General features: G+C 53.6%; 16 protein-coding genes. 10 read left to right on the forward strand and 6 right to left on the reverse strand.

All coding sequences use genetic code 11. From position 1 onward, the window contains the following. Window positions 1–40: 40 nt before the first annotated feature. Entirely contained in the window at window positions 41–1,849 is a 1,809-nt protein-coding gene (locus DRW39_RS04115; protein ID WP_116105690.1) for an acyl-CoA dehydrogenase, read from the reverse strand. A gap of 99 nt (window positions 1,850–1,948) precedes the next feature. Between DRW39_RS04115 and DRW39_RS04120 the strand changes: the two genes are divergently transcribed. Then, complete coding sequence (locus tag DRW39_RS04120) at window positions 1,949–3,346, forward strand: arginine decarboxylase (RefSeq protein WP_198664782.1); 1,398 nt, start codon at window positions 1,949–1,951, stop codon at window positions 3,344–3,346. A 15-nt stretch (window positions 3,347–3,361) separates the two neighbouring features. Here the strand turns inward: DRW39_RS04120 and DRW39_RS04125 are convergent, their stop codons facing one another. Further along, entirely contained in the window at window positions 3,362–5,554 is a 2,193-nt protein-coding gene (locus tag DRW39_RS04125; RefSeq protein ID WP_116105691.1) for a bifunctional alpha,alpha-trehalose-phosphate synthase (UDP-forming)/trehalose-phosphatase, read from the reverse strand. A 91-nt stretch (window positions 5,555–5,645) separates the two neighbouring features. Further along, window positions 5,646–6,509 (reverse strand): NlpC/P60 family protein, encoded by an 864-nt coding sequence (locus DRW39_RS04130; RefSeq protein ID WP_116105692.1) that lies wholly within the window; start codon window positions 6,507–6,509, stop codon window positions 5,646–5,648. 56 nt (window positions 6,510–6,565) lie between these two features. Here DRW39_RS04130 and DRW39_RS04135 point away from each other — a divergent pair, with 56 nt between their 5' ends. Both DRW39_RS04135 and DRW39_RS04140 read left to right on the forward strand, forming a co-directional pair. Next, window positions 6,566–7,636: a PorP/SprF family type IX secretion system membrane protein gene (locus DRW39_RS04135; RefSeq protein WP_157975921.1), complete on the forward strand. Its 1,071-nt coding sequence runs from the start codon at window positions 6,566–6,568 to the stop codon at window positions 7,634–7,636. Window positions 7,637–7,693: 57 nt separating this feature from the next. Beyond that, a complete protein-coding gene (locus tag DRW39_RS04140; protein ID WP_116105838.1) occupies window positions 7,694–8,200 on the forward strand; it encodes a thioredoxin family protein in 507 nt (168 codons plus the stop codon). Window positions 8,201–8,221: 21 nt separating this feature from the next. Here the strand turns inward: DRW39_RS04140 and DRW39_RS04145 are convergent, their stop codons facing one another. Further along, complete coding sequence (locus DRW39_RS04145; RefSeq protein ID WP_116105694.1) at window positions 8,222–8,734, reverse strand: O-acetyl-ADP-ribose deacetylase; 513 nt, start codon at window positions 8,732–8,734, stop codon at window positions 8,222–8,224. 1,388 nt (window positions 8,735–10,122) lie between these two features. Here DRW39_RS04145 and DRW39_RS04155 point away from each other — a divergent pair. The 5 genes from DRW39_RS04155 to DRW39_RS04175 all read left to right on the forward strand — a co-directional run bounded on the left by DRW39_RS04155 (window position 10,123) and on the right by DRW39_RS04175 (window position 16,510). Next, window positions 10,123–10,938: a DUF547 domain-containing protein gene (locus DRW39_RS04155; RefSeq protein ID WP_157975922.1), complete on the forward strand. Its 816-nt coding sequence runs from the start codon at window positions 10,123–10,125 to the stop codon at window positions 10,936–10,938. An 18-nt stretch (window positions 10,939–10,956) separates the two neighbouring features. Further along, on the forward strand, window positions 10,957–13,485 hold the full coding sequence (locus tag DRW39_RS04160; protein WP_116105697.1) for a TIM-barrel domain-containing protein: 2,529 nt from the start codon (window positions 10,957–10,959) through the stop codon (window positions 13,483–13,485). A 29-nt stretch (window positions 13,486–13,514) separates the two neighbouring features. Beyond that, window positions 13,515–14,123, forward strand: coding sequence for a riboflavin synthase (locus DRW39_RS04165; RefSeq protein ID WP_116105698.1), 609 nt, complete (start codon window positions 13,515–13,517; stop codon window positions 14,121–14,123). Window positions 14,124–14,147: 24 nt separating this feature from the next. Further along, window positions 14,148–15,203, forward strand: coding sequence for a T9SS type A sorting domain-containing protein (locus DRW39_RS04170; protein ID WP_116105699.1), 1,056 nt, complete (start codon window positions 14,148–14,150; stop codon window positions 15,201–15,203). A gap of 287 nt (window positions 15,204–15,490) precedes the next feature. After that, window positions 15,491–16,510, forward strand: a complete 1,020-nt coding sequence (locus tag DRW39_RS04175) for a T9SS type A sorting domain-containing protein (protein ID WP_116105700.1) — start codon at window positions 15,491–15,493, stop codon at window positions 16,508–16,510. Here the strand turns inward: DRW39_RS04175 and rimM are convergent. Together rimM and DRW39_RS04185 are read right to left on the reverse strand one after the other, a co-directional pair. After that, window positions 16,507–17,013 carry a ribosome maturation factor RimM gene (gene rimM, locus DRW39_RS04180; protein WP_116105701.1) on the reverse strand — a complete coding sequence of 169 codons (507 nt, stop codon included), beginning with the start codon at window positions 17,011–17,013 and terminating at the stop codon, window positions 16,507–16,509. The genes DRW39_RS04175 and rimM overlap by 4 nt on opposite strands. A 40-nt stretch (window positions 17,014–17,053) precedes the next feature. Beyond that, entirely contained in the window at window positions 17,054–17,989 is a 936-nt protein-coding gene (locus tag DRW39_RS04185) for a carbohydrate kinase family protein (protein WP_116105702.1), read from the reverse strand. An 80-nt stretch (window positions 17,990–18,069) separates the two neighbouring features. Between DRW39_RS04185 and ilvA the strand changes: the two genes are divergently transcribed. Then, window positions 18,070–19,326 carry a threonine ammonia-lyase gene (gene ilvA / locus DRW39_RS04190; protein ID WP_116105839.1) on the forward strand — a complete coding sequence of 419 codons (1,257 nt, stop codon included), beginning with the start codon at window positions 18,070–18,072 and terminating at the stop codon, window positions 19,324–19,326. A gap of 4 nt (window positions 19,327–19,330) precedes the next feature. Continuing rightward, complete coding sequence (locus DRW39_RS04195) at window positions 19,331–19,594, forward strand: hypothetical protein (RefSeq protein WP_116105703.1); 264 nt, start codon at window positions 19,331–19,333, stop codon at window positions 19,592–19,594. Window positions 19,595–19,616: the final 22 nt, after the last annotated feature.

A 19,616-nucleotide genomic window follows, 5' to 3' on the forward strand; every position in this document is an offset into this window, starting at 1 on the left:
TTATTAGCCGGAAATATACACCGAAGTCTCCAAGCACTGCCTACACCAGGTGGCGCGCCTCGGCCTGTAGGGTAACCCGATTTTTAGAACGGAGCGTACGCAGCAAGCCTCTGGTGCGGGGAAATATATAATCGAAGAAGAATTCAGCGGTGACCAGTTTAGATTCGTAAAAATCGAGGTCGCCGGTGCCCAGACTGTTTCCGCCTACGGTATTTGCCGTGTCGAAAGCGCGCGCGGCTGCGGTGGCCTGCTCGATCCACATCCAGCCGATGACGTGCAGTCCGAAATAGTCCAGAAATATGGTGGCATCCGCAAGGAAGACGCGGGGGTCATCTTCGCTTTTAGCCAAACCAAGGAGATGCTGAAGCACTTCTTGCAGTTCGCCAAGGCTTCCCCCAAATACCCGAGCTAACGCAGCCGGACGCTCGTATTCACCAGCCTGGCGTAGGCTCGTCTGAAGTTCCTCAGCCAGTAATTGAATGGCTTTGCCCCCTTCCAGCATAACTTTCCGACCTAGTAGATCGAGTCCGTGAATCGTGGTTGTTCCCTCATAAATTGAATTCACGCGGATGTCTCGGTAGATCTGTTCCAGGGGAAAGTCGTCGGTGTAACCAGCGCCCCCCAGCACCTGCATGCCCATGCTTACGGATTCAATGCCATACTCGCTCGGAAAGCTTTTGGCAATGGGCGTCAACAGTTCCAGGAGCAAACGACTGCGACCGTCCTGCTTAATGCGATAGGTGTCTTCGTATAAACTACACTTTAGTAAAAGGGCGATACTACCCTCAACCACCGCCTTCTGGAATAGCAACATACGGCGTACGTCGGCGTGCTCGATGATGAGTACCTGAGGGGCGTTGACGTCTTTATTGCCGGGGTGACGGCCCTGCGGCCGTTCCCGTGCGTACTTCAGACTGGCATAGTAGGCGGCGGACGCGGCTCCGGCAGCCATCATGCCGGTCCCGATCCGGGCTTCGTTCATCATCAGGAACATGTTGTTCAGTCCCCGGAACTCATTGCCCACCAAGAAACCTCGCGTTGGTCCCTGCTCGCCATACATAAGGTGGGCCGCCACGTAGCCCTTCTGTCCCATTTTACCGTAGATGCCGGCGGTGGTGACGTTATTGTCCTCCAGGCCGGATTCCGTCGGTAGATATTTCGGCACCACGAAGAGGCTTACCCCCTTGCCCCCCTTGGGTCCGTCTTTTTGCCGGGCTAATAGGAGGTGAACCACATTCTCGACTCCGGTATGGTCACCACCACTGATGTAAATCTTCTGACCGTATATCAGGTAGGTCCCATCCGATTGTTGCTCGTAATAGGTAGTGATATCACTCAGCGAACTGCCCGCCTGCGGTTCGGTGAGGGCCATGGTACCCTGCCACTTCCCGGCGGCCATATTAGGTAGGTAGGTCTCCTTTAGTGCCTGGGAACCAAACTCGCGGATAAGATTAGCCGCTCCCGTCGTGAGAAAACCATAGGCAGCCAGGTTGCTATTGGCCGCCTGGAAAATGAGGCTTCCGGCATTCTGTACGGTCAGAGGCATCTGCTGGCCTTCTTCTTCGAAGCCCCAGGTCGCGCTCAGCCAGCCACTCTCTCCGAGGGCTTGCATCCCTTCGCTTACCGCCGGCAGTACGTGTACCTGCCCATCCTTGAAGTAGGCTTTGGTCTTATCCATCTCCCGGTAGGCCGGCCACAGGTACTGGTCGGCGAGCTGTTGGGCGGCGTCGAGGCTGAAGTCAATGGCTTCATCGTCAAAAGCACCGAAGCGTTCGCTGGCCTTCAACTCTGCGAGGTCAAGCACTTCATGCAGAATGAAATTGAGGTTGCGGAGGGAGATGTATTGCATTCGGTAAATATATAGTTACGAGCCCGCAAATCCGGGGACGAATACCTTACCTGCGCTCCGCCGCCAAATGCTATCTTTGCGCCCCCAAAACCAGCTCGCGTGGCCAACAAATATTTCGACCTGATTGACCAAACCTTTTACTTTCCGCAGGAAGGTTTTGACATGGACAACGGGTACCTGACCTTCAATCGCATCCCCCTCATCCACCTGATCAGGAAATACGGCACGCCGCTGAAGCTCACCTACTTACCCAGCATCGGACGTAAGATCAAGGAGGCCCGAAATCTGTTTCGCCGGGCAATGCGCGCCCAGGGCTACGCGGGGCAGTATCAGTACTGCTACTGCACGAAAAGCAGCCATTTCGCACACGTAGTTGAAGAGGCGCTTGACCATGACGTCCAGCTCGAAATCAGTTCCGCATACGATGTAGACCTGATCCGGCGGCTTTACGCACGGAAGAAACTGGACAAAAAAATTCAGATCGTATGCAACGGCTTCAAGCCCGAGAACTACCTGGCCGGAATCGTCGGCCTCATGAACGACGGTTTTGAAAACGTCATCGCGGTGGTGGACAATAGCCACGAACTCGACTACTACGAGGAGCACGTCGAAGGGGTGGCAAAGATCGGTATCCGTATGGCTACGGAAGAGGAGCCTAATTTTGAATTCTACACGAGTCGCTTAGGCCTGCGGTACGGTGACGTCCTTCCCCTCTTCAACGACCGCATTAAGAACAGTGAGAAGTTACAGCTTACTATGCTTCACTTCTTCGTGGATACGGGCATCAAGGATACGCTGTACTACTGGGGCGAACTGAAGAAGGCAGTCCGGCTTTACGGGGAGCTCAAGAAGGAAAGCCAGAACCTACACGCATTGAACATCGGGGGGGGAATGCCCATCCGCAACAGCTTGGGCTTTGAGTTCGACTACAAATATATGGTTCGGGAAATCGTCAAGAACATACTTGACGCATGCGAGGAAGACGGGGTGCCGGAACCTGATATTTTCACCGAGTTCGGTAAGTACACGGTGGGTGAAAGTGGAGCAACGATCTTTTCCGTGCTGGCGAGAAAGCAACAGAACGACAGCGAGATGTGGTACATGATCGATAATTCGCTCATGACCACCCTGCCCGATGCCTGGGGCATCGGTGAGCGCTTTATCCTGCTGCCGATTAATAAGTGGGACCGAGATTATCGTCGGGTCAACATAGGCGGACTGAGCTGCGACAACTCAGACTACTACAATTCGGAGATCCACGAAAGCCAGGTCTACCTACCGGTTGACAAGGAAGGCGATGAAGAGCCATTATACCTAGGCTTCTTCCATACGGGAGCGTACCAGGACAGCATCAGTGGGTACGGCGGCATTAAGCATTGCATGATCCCCAGCCCGCAACACATCATCATCGACATCGACAATGAAGGCAATCTGACCGATCGCGTCCTGGCGGGGAAGCAATCGGCAGAAAGCATGTTGCAGATATTGGGTTACTGATCGGAGGGCTTAGGTTTAAGCTTGCTCCGCAATCTGGCCGAGTTTGGAGAAGAATTTCCGTACTTCGGTCACGCCGGTGAGCGAGTAACGGGCGGCAGTCCGACCAGGTCCGACCTTGATGCTTACTCCCCAGTCGGGAAGAGCGCGGAAGATGTCCTCATCCGTGCTATCGTCACCGATACCGAGGATGAAGTCCCATTCCTCTTTATTGACCCAGTGTTGGGTAGCCTTACCCTTGTTAACGCCGGCGTTCTTGATTTCGACGACTTTGTTTCCCTCCAGGACCTGTAGGTCCTGGTTCTGAATGAGGTAGGTTAGCATGTCCCGAAATTCCCGGACGCGCTTATTGCCCAGGTCACGATCGATGTTACGGTAGTGCCAAGCCAGGCTGTAGTCCTTTTCCTCAATGAACGATCCCGGTGTGCGGGATACCAGGTTCTCGAGTAATTCGCGAACCTTGGGTTTCCAGCCGTCTACGACATTAGGGTTGAGCTGCCACCGGCCGTGCTCCTTCATCCAGACACCGTGTTCGGCGGCCATTTCGACATCCAGGTCACCCAGCCACTTCTGAAGCGTCGCCTTATCCCGACCACTGTTGATCACTACCGTGTTCTTGGGATCTGCGGCCAGCGTTTTGAGGACGTTGAGCACCTCCTCGTCCGGACGAACCGCCTGGGGGTCCGGATCGAAGGCCATGAGCGTTCCATCATAATCGATGAACAACAGGCGTTGAGCGGCCTGCTCATAACTCTCGGCAACGACGTCCAGTGCTTTTTCGCTAAGGTGAGTAGTGTGATGCATTTTATTCTTTTCTTTTAGTTTTTTCTGCTCTTTGATAAAGGTTGCCGCCCAATGCTTTACGTCATACTGCCGCAGCTTTTCCTGCATCTCTTCCATGCGCACCCGTTGTTCGTCGATATCCATTTCGAGCGCCTGAACGAGAGCGTTTTCAATTTCCTGGCTGCTTTGGGGGTTGACCGTGAGGGCACCGTCATTAAGTTCGTAGACCGCACCCGCCATCTCACTGAGGATTAGTACGCCCCGCTTGGATTCCTCCTTAGCGGCTACATATTCCTTGGCTACGAGATTCATACCGTCCCGCAGGGGCGTGATGAGGGCGATGTCGGCTTCCTTATATAAGGTTGTCAGTGCCGCGAAATTCAAGGAACGGTAATAGTAATGAATCGGCATCCAATCGAACGTGCTGTATTCGCTATTGACCTGGCTGACTAGAATATCAACCTCCGTCTTCAAGCTTTGGTACTGCGGCACGTTCGCCCGACTCGGGACGACGATCATGATCAGGTTAACCTTACCGATGTACTCCGGATTATTGCGAATGAATTGCCCGAAGGCACGGATCCGGTGAGGAATGCCCTTGGTGTAGTCCAGGCGATCGACGCTAAGTACGATCTTGCGACTGGCGTGGAGTTTGCGTATCTCTCCGCTGCTTTGATCGCTTTGTGCATCAACGTCGGGGTGGGCGTACTTTTCATAATCGATCCCCATCGGGAAGACGTCCACGTTGACCTGGCGCTCACCGATCGACAGGCGACCGAACTCGTGCTCGTAACCCGTGATGCGGTAGGCCGCCGACAAGAAGTGCCGCATGTAACCGAAGGTGTGAAAACCCACCTGGTCGGAACCCAGAATACCATCCAAGATTTCTTTGCGCCAGGGTAGAATGCGGAAAACCTCGTAGCTCGGGAAGGGGATATGGAGGAAGAAGCCAATGCTGATCTTGGGAAATTTCTCCCGGATCATATTGGGCAGCAGCATGAGCTGATAATCATGGACCCAGACCATATCGTCCTCCCGCAGCACGTTCTCTACGGCCTGGAAAAACTTGAAGTTTACTTCCTGATAGGCCTGCCACATTTCATCATCGTAGACGGTGTACTCCGTGAAATAGTGGAAGTGCGGCCAGACTGTCTTATTGCTGTAGCCCTCGTAATACAGGTCGATTTCCCTTTCCGTCAAAAAGACCGGAACCAAATTTCGCTTCGTCAGATCGCTGCGAATCGCTTCCCGCTCCCACTCGTTGGCAATGTCTTGCCCCGGCCATCCTATCCAGATTTTGTTGTAGGAGTCATCCAGAGAGTTCAATCCCGTGGCCAGACCACCGGCGCTGGGATGATAGTGCAGCTCACCGTCGGAGCGGTTGACTGTGATGGGCAGGCGATTCGATATAATTACGAGTCTAGACATGCAAGATTTTGGTTGTCATAGGTTCAGTAGCGAAGTTTCTACGCTAATTCCGGAATGTTGTTCGGTGAAGTAGGTGCAGGACGAAAAGTAATCAAAAAATAAGTATCTGCCGGCTGTTTTCCGGTTGCTCCACGAAGCGATCATCCAAACTAATGGGCTGCGTGAGAGCGGCATCCGGAAGGAAGCGCTTTACGACGCGCAAACGATGTGTGTAGCGCCCTTTTTCCCGATTGAAAATACCTAAATGGTCCACCGCGTCGATACGTACCCGCCCACTAACGTGAAGTACTTCACTGCCGGGAAGTAACAGGCCGACGTGGTTTACCGCGCCTTTGCCCGCGTCGAAGAAAGCAACATCACCGGTCTGGCATTGCTCTACAAAATCGACATTGACACCCTCCGTGGTGATGGAAGCCAGGGACCGCGGGAAATTTACACCTAGCAGGTCTAGCAGGAGTTGAACCAGCTCTACGTTCCCGACACCGGTTGGGGTTCTACCGCCTGGCAACTCGGATACGTAGAGCCATTTCCTTCCGAAACGAAGCATGAGTGCAGCGTCCTGCGCCAGATCAGCGGCAAGTACGGCCTGACCCGAATACAGCAATCTTTGCCCGTCGTGGTTTAGCTGCAGCCCATCGTAGGCTGGTAGTCGGGCAGCAAAAGTCACGGGCATGGCAAACGAATCGCCCATGAGCATTCCGAACAGGTCCAGGGCGTAAGCGGGCTCGTGAAGCTGTTTATGGTATACGGTATCGGCGACGGGTAGGAGCTGGTCCTCGTTGACGAAACCTTCCTGGCGCCCCCGATCAAAGCATACGCGCGCCATCCCATCAGCGCGATCGAGTATCTCTACCGCTTCACCCAGTAGCAACTGGCTCAGCATGACCGATTGAGGGCGCGAACGGGCCCAAATGGGGGCAACGGTGTATCGACCGATGGCGGGAACGGATGGCATGGGGCCAAGATAGGCAGCCGGTATGGCTATCGTATATGACAGCTTACCTTTACCGCATGATTAACTGGCGCGCTATTCTTGCGGTCGCGCTTCTCTTCGGCCTCGGTAGCCGGGAGGTGTCGGCCCAGGATCCAACCTTTTCGCAGGTTTTTGCTTCACCCACCATGCTTAACCCGGCGCTGACGGGCCTGTTCGCCGGGCGGTACCGCGCGGTGGTGAGCCATCGGAGCCAGTGGGGTCAGGTCATGCCGACGCCCTTCAGCACGACGGCCTTTGCCGCTGATTTTCGGTACCGTTTTGACGAGAAGCGACGAACCAGTGATGCATTTGGTGGAGGCATACTATTCCTCAATGACCGGATTGCATCCGTTAGTCTGGCTAGTAATCAAATGGTCATTGGCGGGGCGTACCACAAAAACTTAGACGGTCGGGGGATCGAACAGCTTAGTGCTGGCTTTCAGCTTGGCATCGCGCAACGAAGCCTGGGTTACGGTGAACTGACCTTTGAAGACGAATTCGACGGTACCTCCTCTTACCTGAGCGGCGCCGGGGGGGAAGTTCTTCCGGAGAGCAGCGTTTCTTACGGAGACTATCATTTCGGACTGAACTACAGCCGCAACCCCGTACGTGGCCTGGGCATAGTGGCTGGCCTTGCCATGCACCATATTAGCCAGCCCGAGCAATCCTTTTACGCGGAGGAAACGGCAGGCGAAGATGTCGAGGTAACGAATACGCTACACGCTCGCTACAGTGCCTACGTCAGCGCGCGATGGGACCTTGGATCGGCCGTAGAAATTCTTCCCCGGGTTTACTACCTTACACAGGGCCCGCACGCCATGGCCGTCGTCGGGAGCCATTTTCGTTTTGCGGCCGCGCAGAACGATCAAACCGCTTTTCAGGTAGGAGCACTGATGCGCGTCGCTCAATCGCAGTCAACGTATCAAGCCACGAGTGTGATTGGGTTTGCCGGATTGGAAGCCGGCGATTTTCTATTCGGTTTTAGTTATGACGCCGGTGTTTTTGACTCCGGTAGAGCCGGTGATCGCAATCGATCGACATTTGAATTGAGCGCTTCATTCATTGGTTTGTCAGACGACGATGCGGCAGTTCCCTGCCCTAAATTTTAGCGGAGAATGAAATATCTGTACCCGACACGCATTTATAAGGGTGTCAACTTTCGCTTTATGAAGCTCATACTCTCCCTTTTCTTGCTACTGATTTCCGTAAGCGCCTCGGCCCAAATCGAATGGATGAGCTGGGAAGAAGCTATCGAGCGGAGTAAATCGGAGCCTCGCCGGTTGATTGTTGATGTGTATACCGACTGGTGCGGATGGTGCAAACGGATGGATAAAACATCCTTTCGTGACAAAGCCGTCGTCCGCTACATCAACGAAAACTTTTACGCGGTCAAACTCGACGCCGAACAGCGCGAGTCCATCAATTATGACGGACATGAATTTGCCTACGATGAAACCGTCGGTCGCCGCGGAGTACACCAACTTGCCGTCGCCCTTCTGGACGGGCGTATGAGCTACCCCAGTTTGGTCTATCTGGATGCGGAGCAGAAGCGAATCTCGATCAGCCCGGGTTTTAAGCCCGCCGAAAATTTGCTCAAAGAAATCCAGTACATCGGAGGCGGCCACTACACGAGCAGCACCTTTGAGGAGTACCTGGAAGCAGCCAGCAAGTAAGGCGAGCGGGTCAGCCAAAGCTCAATCAGAGGCCAGCATTTCGTGGTAGATCGCAAAATTATCTTCGTCATAACAAACGAAGATCACCTCCTCCAAGGAGGAGCTTTTAAAAGCCCGGACAGCATCCAGTGCAACTTCGGCAGCCCGCTCTTTGGGATAGCCATAGATGCCGGTACTGATGTTAGGGAAAGCGATCGTACGGGCTTCCTTTTCTTCCGCTAGTTTGAGGCTATTGCGATAACAGTTCGCCAGCAGGCGGCTTTCTTCTGATGCCCCACCCTGCCACACCGGCCCTACGGTGTGGATAACCCACCTGGCCGGTAATCGACCGGCAGTCGTGATAACGGCTTCACCCGTTTTGCAGTTACCCTGCCGGCTACGGATTTCCCGGCAAGCCTCCAAAATTTCCTTCCCCCCGGCTCGGTGAATCGCCCCGTCTACACCGCCTCCGCCGAGGAGCGAGGAGTTAGCTGCATTAACGATGATGTCGACGGACTGACGAGTGATGTCGCCCTGCCTAAGGGAGATTTGCATGGTAGGAAGGTTCTTAACGATTCCTTAACCCCACCTTCGCGTAAAAAAGTTCACCGGCCGAATACCTGGCGAGATGAGGGCGGAAGCTCAGTTATTACTGGGTTTAGACGCAATGTTCGGAGCGGGGGGTGGGGGGAGAAAATTGAAAGACCCCATCATTGTGGGGTATGCACTCTTTAACGGCCCCCTATCTTTGAATCAACAAGAACGGAGATATTCTTCGCTCTTAAATTCTCTCTCATTCATAAACCTATTAACTCACGGGATTAGAAGCATTCTCTACGCTCTCTCCCTTTTTTTCGAAGTGTTTTCTTTCCGGGCCATTTGCCCTGTTGACGGTTAACTAAGTAGACAAATTAAGATTAAGGGTTCGTACGGTGCAACGTACGAACCTATTTTTTTTCAGGTTATCCAGAAAATTAACCCCCCCCACGGATGTGGGGTGGATAGCGAACAATTAGCACCTACTTTTGGTGTAACGATTTAAGGGAATATTTTCCCATGTTCATAGTGTCTCTCATTAAAACCTGTTTATTACTCTAGCAATCATCTACTATTGTACATGGTGCTTGGCCAACTTACTGCGATTTTATTTCACATTTAAATTGCTTTGTATAACGGTAGATTTTACCTTTTAAAACTGGCCTCTACGCATCGCGTGGGGGCCAGTTCCGTTTATACCAGCCCGGTAAGCTGAAGGTCGGCCAAATCTGTCAAATGAAAGATCCAGCCAGCGCGATTAAATGTCAACGAATAATGCCCGAATTATCCACAGCCCCACGTACATGGGGTGAGCTCGGATACGCCGCAGCGTTATAACTGCAACCACATCAGGATACAGTTAAATAATCTTCATCCTGCCCCGGATCTCCCTTTAGAGATTCATCCTATCCGGCTAATTCCGGACAGGAACAAGACCAGTTTTTTAACGGCTTTATGCGCCGTGACTTTTGTTATTATGGTAGTTAGAAAGCTTTTTCGGGCCCGCGCTTACGCGCGGGTCTTTTTAGTTTTCATACTAACCGTCGCAATATACACCATATTGAATTTATTTAGTTAATATGCAATAATTTTTCTATTTATTCTAATTAGAATCGACCGCATACCGGCCTTATGCGACCGCTTACTCATCGGTACCGCCACGGAGAGATTTCCTCCGCTTCTACCATCGAAAGATTGCTCGCCCGTTTAAAGCGGGATCGAACAGATTTGCTCGAACCCACTGGCGGGTGCGGGGCGTTACCTTATGAAATACACAATTGAAATTCATGTCCAGGGTGTGCGTGCCAATTCTTTCGCTGTTTCTTTGTTTTGCTTGTGCTGACGGTCCACCTGCCGACACTTCGAAAGCTTCCTCCGTAAGTGAGCTGGTTATAGAGGATACCGTGGTGCAGGATCAAATTGAATACACGCAGGAACAGACCCCATCCGCTCCCGTCGAGGATGCGCCGGAATCCGTTATCGTTCCAGCAAAAACCGCCGCCGCCGTAGCTCCGCCGCCGCCAACCAACCCCGCCCCCGCGCCCATCCGGTCCAGTGACGAAACAGACGATAGTTATCAGAACAAAGGACCCAGTCACGCCGCCTGGTCCGAACTGCTGGCCTCGAGTGTAAGTAAAAGTGGAGAAGTAGACTATGGTAAAATTCGCGAAAACATAGAGAAGCTGAATAACTACCTGGAGACGCTGGCCGACGATGTTCCAGACGCGACGTGGAGCAGTGAAGAGGCCCTTGCTTACTGGATCAATACCTACAACGCCTTTACCATAAAACTCATCATCGATAACTGGCCCGTCAAGAGCATACGGGAAATCGATGAACCCTGGGATACAAAATTTATCGTCCTGGATGGTGCTTCCTATAGCCTCAACCAAATCGAGCACGAGATCATTCGCCCCAACTTTGCCGAACCCCGCATTCACTTTGCTTTAGTCTGTGCCGCCGCTAGTTGCCCACCGTTGGCGACTACCGCTTACACCGCGGAAAATCTCGACAGCATGCTGGACCGCCAGACCCGAAACTTCATCAACAACGAAGAATTTAACGTTACGCAGGAGGAGGTAGTCCGGGTAAGCCCCCTGTTCGATTGGTACGGAGAAGACTTCGACGATGTAACAGCCTTTCTAAACCGTTACCTACGTACTGACATCCCCCCCGCTAAACAGCTATACTTTCTAGACTACGACTGGTCCCTCAACGATTGATCGTAGTACCTTGCGGCCATGGCCAAGATTCAGAAGACCGCTCGACGCCCCTTCGAAACCACCCCGGATACCATTAATGAGAAAGACACCGTCAGCACCCTACGCTACGACGATGTGTTTTACGATCATCATGTAGGCAAACTGTTGTCACTGGAAAGCCCCAGTCCGCAGACCTATCTGTTGCAGAGCGACGGGGAAGTTTATCTGGGAATCCAAATTTGGAGTGACGACATCGTACGTTTCTTTTATTCCTACGGCCGGGAAGCTAATGATTTTAGCTACGCCAGGTCTCCGAATGCTAAACCAGCGTCCACCGAAATTGACGTCCTCGAATCCGGGGAGGGTTATCAGTTTACTACGGCTAAGCTGAAGGTCAGCATAGCCAAGGCGGACGCCAGCATACGGATCACCGACTGTGCAACCGGGCTCGTATTACACGACTATGCCGCTCCCTTCTACACCCGCTTTACGCTGATGCATGGCCTGGATCAGATGCGCCTACAGTTTACCACGGATACCCACGAAAGCTTTTACGGGCTCGGCGATAAGGCATGGAATACGGATCTCCAGGGGCGCTGGTTTGAAAATTGGAACAGCGACTCCTTTGCCTACGGTAAGGAGCGGGACGCGCTCTACCGGACCATTCCCTTCTTCTATGGTTTGCGCCAGGAACAGGCTTACGGCATCTTTCTGGACAATAGCTACCGGAGCTGCTTTGATTTCAACAGCCATGGCGACGGTCTGACTACGGTCTGGACCGACGGGGGAGAGTTTGACTACTATTTCATCAACGGACCGGGGCTGGATGAGGTGGCCATGCGGTATGCCCTATTGACCGGGACACCGGAAATGCCTCCATTATGGGCGCTCGGCTACCACCAGTGCCGCTGGAGCTACTACCCGGAAAAAAGAGTAAAGGAACTGGCCGCCACCTTTCGGGAGAAGGAAATACCCTGTGACGCCATCTATCTGGACATCGATTATATGGATGGCTACCGGTGTTTCACCTGGAACGCCGAATATTTCCCCGATCCGAAGCGTATGATTGCCGATTTGCGTAAGGACGGCTTCCATACGGTGGTCATGATCGATCCGGGAATTCGGGTCGATCCGGACTACGACGTGTACCAAGAAGGTGTCAAAAGAGATGCATTTTGCAGGCGCAGTACGGGCGAAATGATGATCGGTCCGGTGTGGCCTCAGGAATGCGTCTGGCCGGATTACACCAATCCCCAAGTGCGGGAATGGTGGGGCAAATTATACCGGGAATTGTACGTAGAGCAAGGAGTCAGCGGATTCTGGAATGACATGAATGAGCCAGCCATGTTCAAGGTTACCGCGCTGACTTTCCCCCTGGATGTAAGACACGACTACGACGGATATACGGGCGATCATAAGAAGGCCCACAATATCTACGGCATGCAAATGACCCGGGCGACCTTCGAAGGGTTGAAATCGCTGCTACCGGCAAAACGGCCCTTCCTGTTAGGGCGCGCCAGCTTCAGCGGGGGCCAGCGTTTCGCTTCGCTCTGGACGGGCGACAATATCGCCAGTTGGGAGCATCTTGCTCTTGCCAACCGCCAGTGCCTGCGCTTGGCTATCAGTGGATATAGCTTCTGCGGGACGGACATCGGCGGCTTCGTAGATGATCCTTCGCCGGAGTTGCTTACTCGTTGGTTACAACTGGCCGTATTCCACCCCCTGATGCGTGTACACAGTATGGGTAACAATACCGACGGCGCGGCGGAGGTGGAGGCCGAGGACATTAAGGAGGCCGAAGCGAACCACCGTCAGGACCAAGAACCTTGGGTACACGGTGGGAAACACACGGAGTACAACCGGCAGGCGATTGAACTCCGTTACCGGCTCCTACCCTACCTGTATACTGCCTTCCAACGGCACGTCCAGACGGGCATCCCCGTTCTACGGAACCTTTTCTTTTACGACCAGACGGATGCGTTGTGTCGGGAGTTTGGCGACCAGTTTCTGGCGGGGAACGACCTGCTGGTATGTCCGGTGGTCGAGCCGGAAAAGAAAACGATGCAAGTCTATCTTCCTAAAGGAGAATGGTACGATTTTGTGACGGGTAAGAAATACGCCGGAAAACAGAAAGTCCGCATAGGGCTCAAACCGGACCGCCTCCCGATTTTCGCTCGCGCCGGATCCATCGTCCCTACGGTCGAAGTAGTGCAGAGTACGCGTGATCTGAGTAGCGTAGCATCGGCTGACCTGACGGTGTACCTTGCCGATCGAGGCGAGGGAACGTTCTACTGGGACGCGGGTGAAGGCTATGGATATCAAGTCGATCAATTTACGAACCGTCAGTATATCCTGCACCAGGAAGGCCACCGGATTACCCTGGAACAGCGCATTGAAGGACAGTACAACACCAGTTTCCGGCACGCGGAGATCCGGTTGATCGGACTTACCCACGCGCCCGGCCGGGTAGAAGTAAACGGCGAACTACTTCCCCATTCCCTGAAATTCGACCGGCGTAGTGCTTCCGTTGTTGTACCCTTTGACTTCCAGAAGGTAGTCATCGCATAGCGCCGTCGGCGCAAACAAAATGGATTTACATGTTTACCGGAATCATTGAGGCGGCCGGCGAGGTCACCCGAATAGAGCGCGAGGGCGACAACGTACACGTCACCGTCCGTAGCCCCATTAGCACAGCGTTGAAGATCGACCAAAGTCTGTCCCACGATGGTGTTTGCCTAACGGTAGTGGCCCAAGACGAGGACACCCATACGGTGACCGCCATCCGGGAAACCCTGAATCGGACGCGTTTGGGCGAGTGGCAGGAGGGGACCCGGGTAAACCTCGAACGGGCCATGCAGGCAGGCGGCAGGCTGGACGGTCATATCGTACAGGGCCACGTCGACACCGTAGGAACCTGTCTGGAGGTTACGGAAGCCGGGGGCAGCTGGTACTATACCATTGGTTACACGAGTGATGACTTACTGGTGGATAAAGGCAGCGTTTGCATAAATGGCGTGAGTCTCACCGTGGTCGATCCCGACGACACCAGTTTCCGGGTGGCTATTATACCCTACACCTACGAACATACCAACTTCAAGCATCTACGCCCCGGGGATAAAGTAAATCTCGAGTTCGACATTCTCGGAAAGTACATCGCCCGCCACATGGCCGCATACCGGCAGCGGGTCGTAGCAAGTGAAACATAGCGGAGGACATCGACGTAATTAAAAATGTACCGCTACTGCCTGATCCGGACCAAATCCCAAAACCACACCATGATGAACACAGCAATACGAATCTTTATACTTCTGGCATTACCCGCCGTAATATTCGCCCAGCGTCCTTTGCCCGAGCTATCGCTCACGCCAAGGACGGGACCACAGACAAAGCTTGTCCTCCCGAAATCGGTTCCGGAAATCGTAGAGCCCAACTTTGTTAATGATACTTGCTTTACTAACCGGGAGCAAGGTCTGACGGCATACTACGATGACTATGAACTGTTTGAAGGATTCATCACCGGGTCCAACACCTTGTCCGACCAGGAAAAAATTCAGCGCCTGGTTTATACGGGCGGATCTACTTTTCAAATAAACAGCGTTCTCACCTATTTACTCGTCGAGCAACCGGAAACCATCAATGACGGCTTCCTGTACGCGGTGGTTTATGAAGAGCCGGAAGCACCCGGCGAATTCGGCGATCCGATCGGCGTAAGCGATACGCTATTCGTAGATGATATCGACTTCTCCAATATAATAGAATTCCCTTTCTCAACTCCAGTCGTAGCTACAAATGACTCGTTTTTGGTGGGCATCAATTTCTCGGGGGTCTACGAAGAAAGCGCGGATACGACCGGCTACATCGGCGTGGCGTCGACCTTTCTCAACTGCGGAAACGTCAACAATGTGTACGAGAAATTTACCGACGGTACCCAATTCGGTTACGACCTGTTCAATGAGTATTGGAATACACCTATTGAGCTGTATATAGCTGCGGTAGTCGATACGGAGATTACCGCAACGCGCGGGATTAAAGCTGATTATGGCGCTGTAGTAGCTCCCAACCCGGCCGGACAAATTGTTCAAGTATCCTTTATGTCCGATGGAGGGGGCAACTATATCGGAACGCTAAGTAACACCAATGGTAGCGTCGTTCGACGAACCGTCCCCCAGCGTATCTCCGGAAGAAACCAGATCGAATGGCAGGTCGGCGATCTTCCCGATGGCCTGTATTTTTACCACATCGATGGGCCTGATGGCCGGCAAACTGGCAAACTGATGGTCCATTGATGGAGATGCTGTAGGTCGTATGCGGGTTTAGTAGGCTTAAGGTTCTCGGCATCATCTCCCTACACTGATCAAGGACAACTAAGGAGTGGCGAGCCACACGTGGGCGAAATGCTTTGGGGGAGATAGATTCTTTAAATAATCGCTAGTTCCATTGGTTGGAAGGGTTCGGTCCTCTGCCCGACCGAGCTAACCCTTGTGTAATTTCCAGGTACATTTCTTTCCCGCTAAATGGTGAAGAATGGTGCAACATTCATTAACTAGTACCAAAAATCGCAAACCCCGACTCGATGATGAAAACTTTACTCTTCGCTTTTCTATGCTGCATGCCCGTCCTGGCGTTCGCGCAGCACAAAACCAGCATGGAAACTACCAGCATAATCAAGCTGACCAAACCACTCGCCTCCCCATCTAAAATGGTAGTCGACACGGTATTCCCGGCCATCTTTGGGGATGAGTGCTCACTACAGCTGGGAAGTGCCCAAATAAGTGATGAAGTACCCGGGTACGTCATCGGTTCAAATGGTTTTGGCGATTTGGCGAAGTTGCAGCGGCTCGTCTACGAAAGTGATGAACCATATATGGTAACCGAGGTATTCGTGGCGTTTGCCGCTTTTGACGAGACCATCGCAGACACTTACGTCAGCGTGTCTATTTTCGAAAACACTAATGCGGACGGCAGCTTCGGCAATTTTATTGCCAATAGTGACTCGGTCCGCGTCGGTGACCTCGCCCTACCGACCGCTACGAACGTTCAGTTCTCCTCTTTCAAGTTTTCGCAAACGGCCATTCTCAATCAAGATACATTCCTGGTGGCCGTAAACCTGGATGGCACCTATACGGCGGAGGAAGACGGCTATTTAGGTATCTTTCATACCCTGGATGGTTGCGGAAGTGGTAATAACTCGCTAGAGTTCTTCAGGACCAACACCGGTGGGATAGCTTTCGATTCTATTGCTAATGTTTGGAACACACCAGATGGGCCGCTGAACGTCGAAATAGCACTGGCCGCCGCGGTCAATACGGACGTGACATCAGGGTCATATCAACCAGTCGCCAATTACAAAGCCAGTATTTCACCGAACCCGGCTCAAGACATGGTAACGATCCGCTTTCAGGCTAACCAGACCGGGCGCTACGCCGGTACGTTGACGGATTTGAACGGACGTAGTGTACGCCATTCGGTCCTGCATACCGGCCCCGGTCAGCAGGAATTTGATTGGGAGACGAGTAGCCTGTCAGCCGGACTATACCTCTACCATATCGATGGCCCCGTAGGTAGGCAGTCGGGTAAACTGATGGTCCACTAAGCGCCCAGCTCAAGTAAGCCTTCGGGCAATTGCATTTCCAAGACCGTATCCGTTTCGCGCACCTTCAACACCAGATCTTCGTGCAGGGGAACGAATACGGTCTTTTCTTTATAGGTCAGTTCCGCCAGGTAATGCTCCGGAAGGTCCATCACGTCTTCTATGGGACCCAGAGGCGGGTAACCCTCCGCCATGATGGTGTATCCAATGATATAATCCCATGGGGTGCCCTCTTCTTCCGCATCCACACTGACTTGATCGGCCGGAAGGAACAATGGTTTGGCAGTCAGTAGGGCGACAGCTTCGCGCGTGTTAAATGTCTCGAGGCTTACCGTCAGTTTCCCCCCGCTACGGAAGCTCCGCACGAAATAGGGTATCGGCGGATTGCCAATCAAAATTGCGTTGGATTTAAGCAAGTCCTCTTCGTAGGCTTCCACCACGTGGAGGGCCAAGTCACCGCGAATACCGTGGGGCCGGCCGGTGCGTCCGATCTCTACAAGTTCCATGGTGCAAAGATATTGGAAGGATGGTCGTGCCTTCTACAAACTAGACCAAGTCTTCTAAACTCAGGGCTTCCCGCATGGGTCCGACCGTCACTAACTTGCGCTCTGCGACAGCCCGACCGGCGAGCGCGCAGTATTCCCAATCCTTACCGGCGACGTAACCTGCCAGAAATCCGGACCAAAAGGCATCACCCGCTCCCGTTTTGTCTTGCACGGCTACGGAGCGGGCAGGCACATGGAAAGGCGGTCCTCCGCTACTCACGTAGCAACCCCGCTCTCCAAGCGTTAGGCAAACCACACCGGCGCCCCGGTCCAAAAGCTTGGCAACTGCCGCCTCTGGTTTTTGAATGGCTTCCTGAAATAAGCACTGGTAGTCGACGTCGCTGAATTTGGCCAGTGTGCCGTGCTTGCCGGTGACCCCCAATGCCAGGTAACTATCGATCACCCGGAGGGCTTCCCGCCGGTCTGGCCAGACTTTAGTCGCGTAATTGGCATCGATACTTAAACGGCCGCCCGTCGCAACGACTCTGGCAGCGCATTCCAGAATGGTCGACCGGGCAGGTTCGCGGCTCAGCGCAAACGCCGTGGTATGAAAGACCTGACAGTCGCTCAGGTACTCGGCCGGAATTTGCTCGTTACCGATTGCGGCATCCGCCGACCGGTACACCTCGAAACTGCTGACTTCGGTAGACTTAGTCACCAAAACGGCCGTGGTGGGAAGCGGAACGCGGCGACAGAACTGCGTGTGTACCCCCCGATCACGCAGCTCATTCAGCAGATAGGTACCGGTGTCATCCTCCCCGACCGTGGCAACCAAGCCGACCCGTTGACCGAGAAGGGCCAGGTTGGCAGCCAAGTTAGCCGGGCTGCCACCGGGGTAGCGACGGTACGTATCGGCCGCGCGAAAGGTGTCGGCGTACTCAAGAGTAATCAGTTCAATAAGCAGCTCACCGGTACAGATGATTTCGGGATGGGACATGGGAACAAGTTACACCGGTCACCCAAAATTTGCTTTACCTGCGCTGCGCCGCACAAATTATGACGCGCTACCTTTACGAAATGACACAGCAAACGGTCAGCCCAATTTCAGTAGAAGAAGTAATCAAAGCGCGGCACCGGCTGCGCGGTATCGCCCTGGAAACCCCCTTGATGCGCAGTACCCGGCTCAGCCGGATGTACGATGCCGATATATATCTAAAGCGCGAAGATCTGCAGGAAGTCCGGAGCTATAAGATCCGCGGCAGTTACAATAAAATGGCTTCCCTGAGCCAGGAGGAAAGAGACCGGGGGGTGGTGTGTGCCAGTGCCGGCAATCACGCGCAGGGCCTGGCTTACGCCTGTAATGCGATGAAAGTTACGGGGGTGATCTTCATGCCGGTGGTGACGCCCGCCCAAAAGGTCCGCAAAGTGCGCATGTTCGGCGGCGAATACGTGGAGGTGGTGCTGATCGGGGACACCTACGACGATGCCTACAGTGAGAGTATGCGGGTAGCCGAAGAGCGGGGTTTAACGTACGTGCACCCCTTCGACGACCCCAAGACGATTGCCGGTCAGGGCACGGTCGGTCTGGAGATTCTGGATGCGGCCACCAAGCCGATCGATATGCTGATCATGGCCGTCGGCGGTGGTGGGTTAAGCGCGGGGATAGGAAGCGTTTTCAGTCAATTGAGCCCGCAGACGAAGCTGATCGGGGTGGAACCGTCGGGTGCACCGGCAATGTACAATAGCCTGAAGGCGGGAGAGGTCCTTACCCTCGACACGATCGATAGTTTCGTCGACGGAGCAGCCGTACGGCGGGTGGGAAAAAATAATTTTCCCATCGTGCGCGACACCATCGATCACATCGAACTGGTTGACGAAGGCAAAGTGTGCGGGGTGATGCTGGACCTCTACAATGAAGACGGCCTGGTGGTAGAACCCGCGGGCGCCCTCTCGATCGCCGTTTTGGATCAACTGGGCGACCTGCGGGGTAAGCACATTGTCTGTGTCGTCAGCGGCGGCAACAACGACATCACGCGCACCCCCGAAATACAGGAACGGGCCCTGATGTACGCGGGCCTGAAACATTACTTCATCGTGGAGTTTCCCCAGCGTTCGGGAGCCCTGCGGGACTTTCTCGACGTACTGGGCCCCGAAGACGATATCACTCACTTCGAATACACCAAGAAGCACAACCGGGCGATGGGTCCGGCGCTGGTAGGTATTCAATTGGGGAAGCGCAGCGACTTTGACGAGCTACTGGACCGGATGGAAGCCCGTAAACTGCGGTACGAACACCTGAACGACCAGCCCATCCTTTTTGAAATGCTGATCTGAAGCCATGGATATAAAAATAGCCTGCCCCAAGTGTGATTGGGAACCCGATGGCCGCCCCTACTGGATGTGTGATCATTGCTTCACGACCTTCGACACCTTTATAACGACTGCCATTTGCCCGAATTGTAAAAAGCAATTCAAGGACACGCAGTGTATCTCGTGCCACGAATATAGTCCGCACCTGGACTGGTACCGGAACCTGGATGCCTGGCTGCGTGCGCAGTTGGAAAAGATCCTGGAGCGGACGGCCGTGTCCGTTGAGGATTGACTAACATTTTGTTTACTTTACC

Source organism: Lewinella sp. IMCC34191, assembly GCF_003390935.1.
Lineage (GTDB): Bacteria > Bacteroidota > Bacteroidia > Chitinophagales > Saprospiraceae > Neolewinella.

Bases quoted from the DNA above. Each gene is read 5' to 3' on its own strand.
- DRW39_RS04115 (WP_116105690.1), bottom strand. From the start codon at position 1,849: ATGCAATACATCTCCCTCCGCAACCTCAATTTCATTCTGCATGAAGTG.
- DRW39_RS04125 (WP_116105691.1), bottom strand. From the start codon at position 5,554: ATGTCTAGACTCGTAATTATATCGAATCGCCTGCCCATCACAGTCAAC.
- DRW39_RS04130 (WP_116105692.1), bottom strand. From the start codon at position 6,509: ATGCCATCCGTTCCCGCCATCGGTCGATACACCGTTGCCCCCATTTGG.
- DRW39_RS04135 (WP_157975921.1), top strand. From the start codon at position 6,566: ATGATTAACTGGCGCGCTATTCTTGCGGTCGCGCTTCTCTTCGGCCTC.
- DRW39_RS04140 (WP_116105838.1), top strand. From the start codon at position 7,694: ATGAAGCTCATACTCTCCCTTTTCTTGCTACTGATTTCCGTAAGCGCC.
- DRW39_RS04145 (WP_116105694.1), bottom strand. From the start codon at position 8,734: ATGCAAATCTCCCTTAGGCAGGGCGACATCACTCGTCAGTCCGTCGAC.
- DRW39_RS04160 (WP_116105697.1), top strand. From the start codon at position 10,957: ATGGCCAAGATTCAGAAGACCGCTCGACGCCCCTTCGAAACCACCCCG.
- DRW39_RS04165 (WP_116105698.1), top strand. From the start codon at position 13,515: ATGTTTACCGGAATCATTGAGGCGGCCGGCGAGGTCACCCGAATAGAG.
- DRW39_RS04170 (WP_116105699.1), top strand. From the start codon at position 14,148: ATGTACCGCTACTGCCTGATCCGGACCAAATCCCAAAACCACACCATG.
- DRW39_RS04175 (WP_116105700.1), top strand. From the start codon at position 15,491: ATGATGAAAACTTTACTCTTCGCTTTTCTATGCTGCATGCCCGTCCTG.
- rimM (WP_116105701.1), bottom strand. From the start codon at position 17,013: ATGGAACTTGTAGAGATCGGACGCACCGGCCGGCCCCACGGTATTCGC.
- DRW39_RS04185 (WP_116105702.1), bottom strand. From the start codon at position 17,989: ATGTCCCATCCCGAAATCATCTGTACCGGTGAGCTGCTTATTGAACTG.
- ilvA (WP_116105839.1), top strand. From the start codon at position 18,070: ATGACACAGCAAACGGTCAGCCCAATTTCAGTAGAAGAAGTAATCAAA.
- DRW39_RS04195 (WP_116105703.1), top strand. From the start codon at position 19,331: ATGGATATAAAAATAGCCTGCCCCAAGTGTGATTGGGAACCCGATGGC.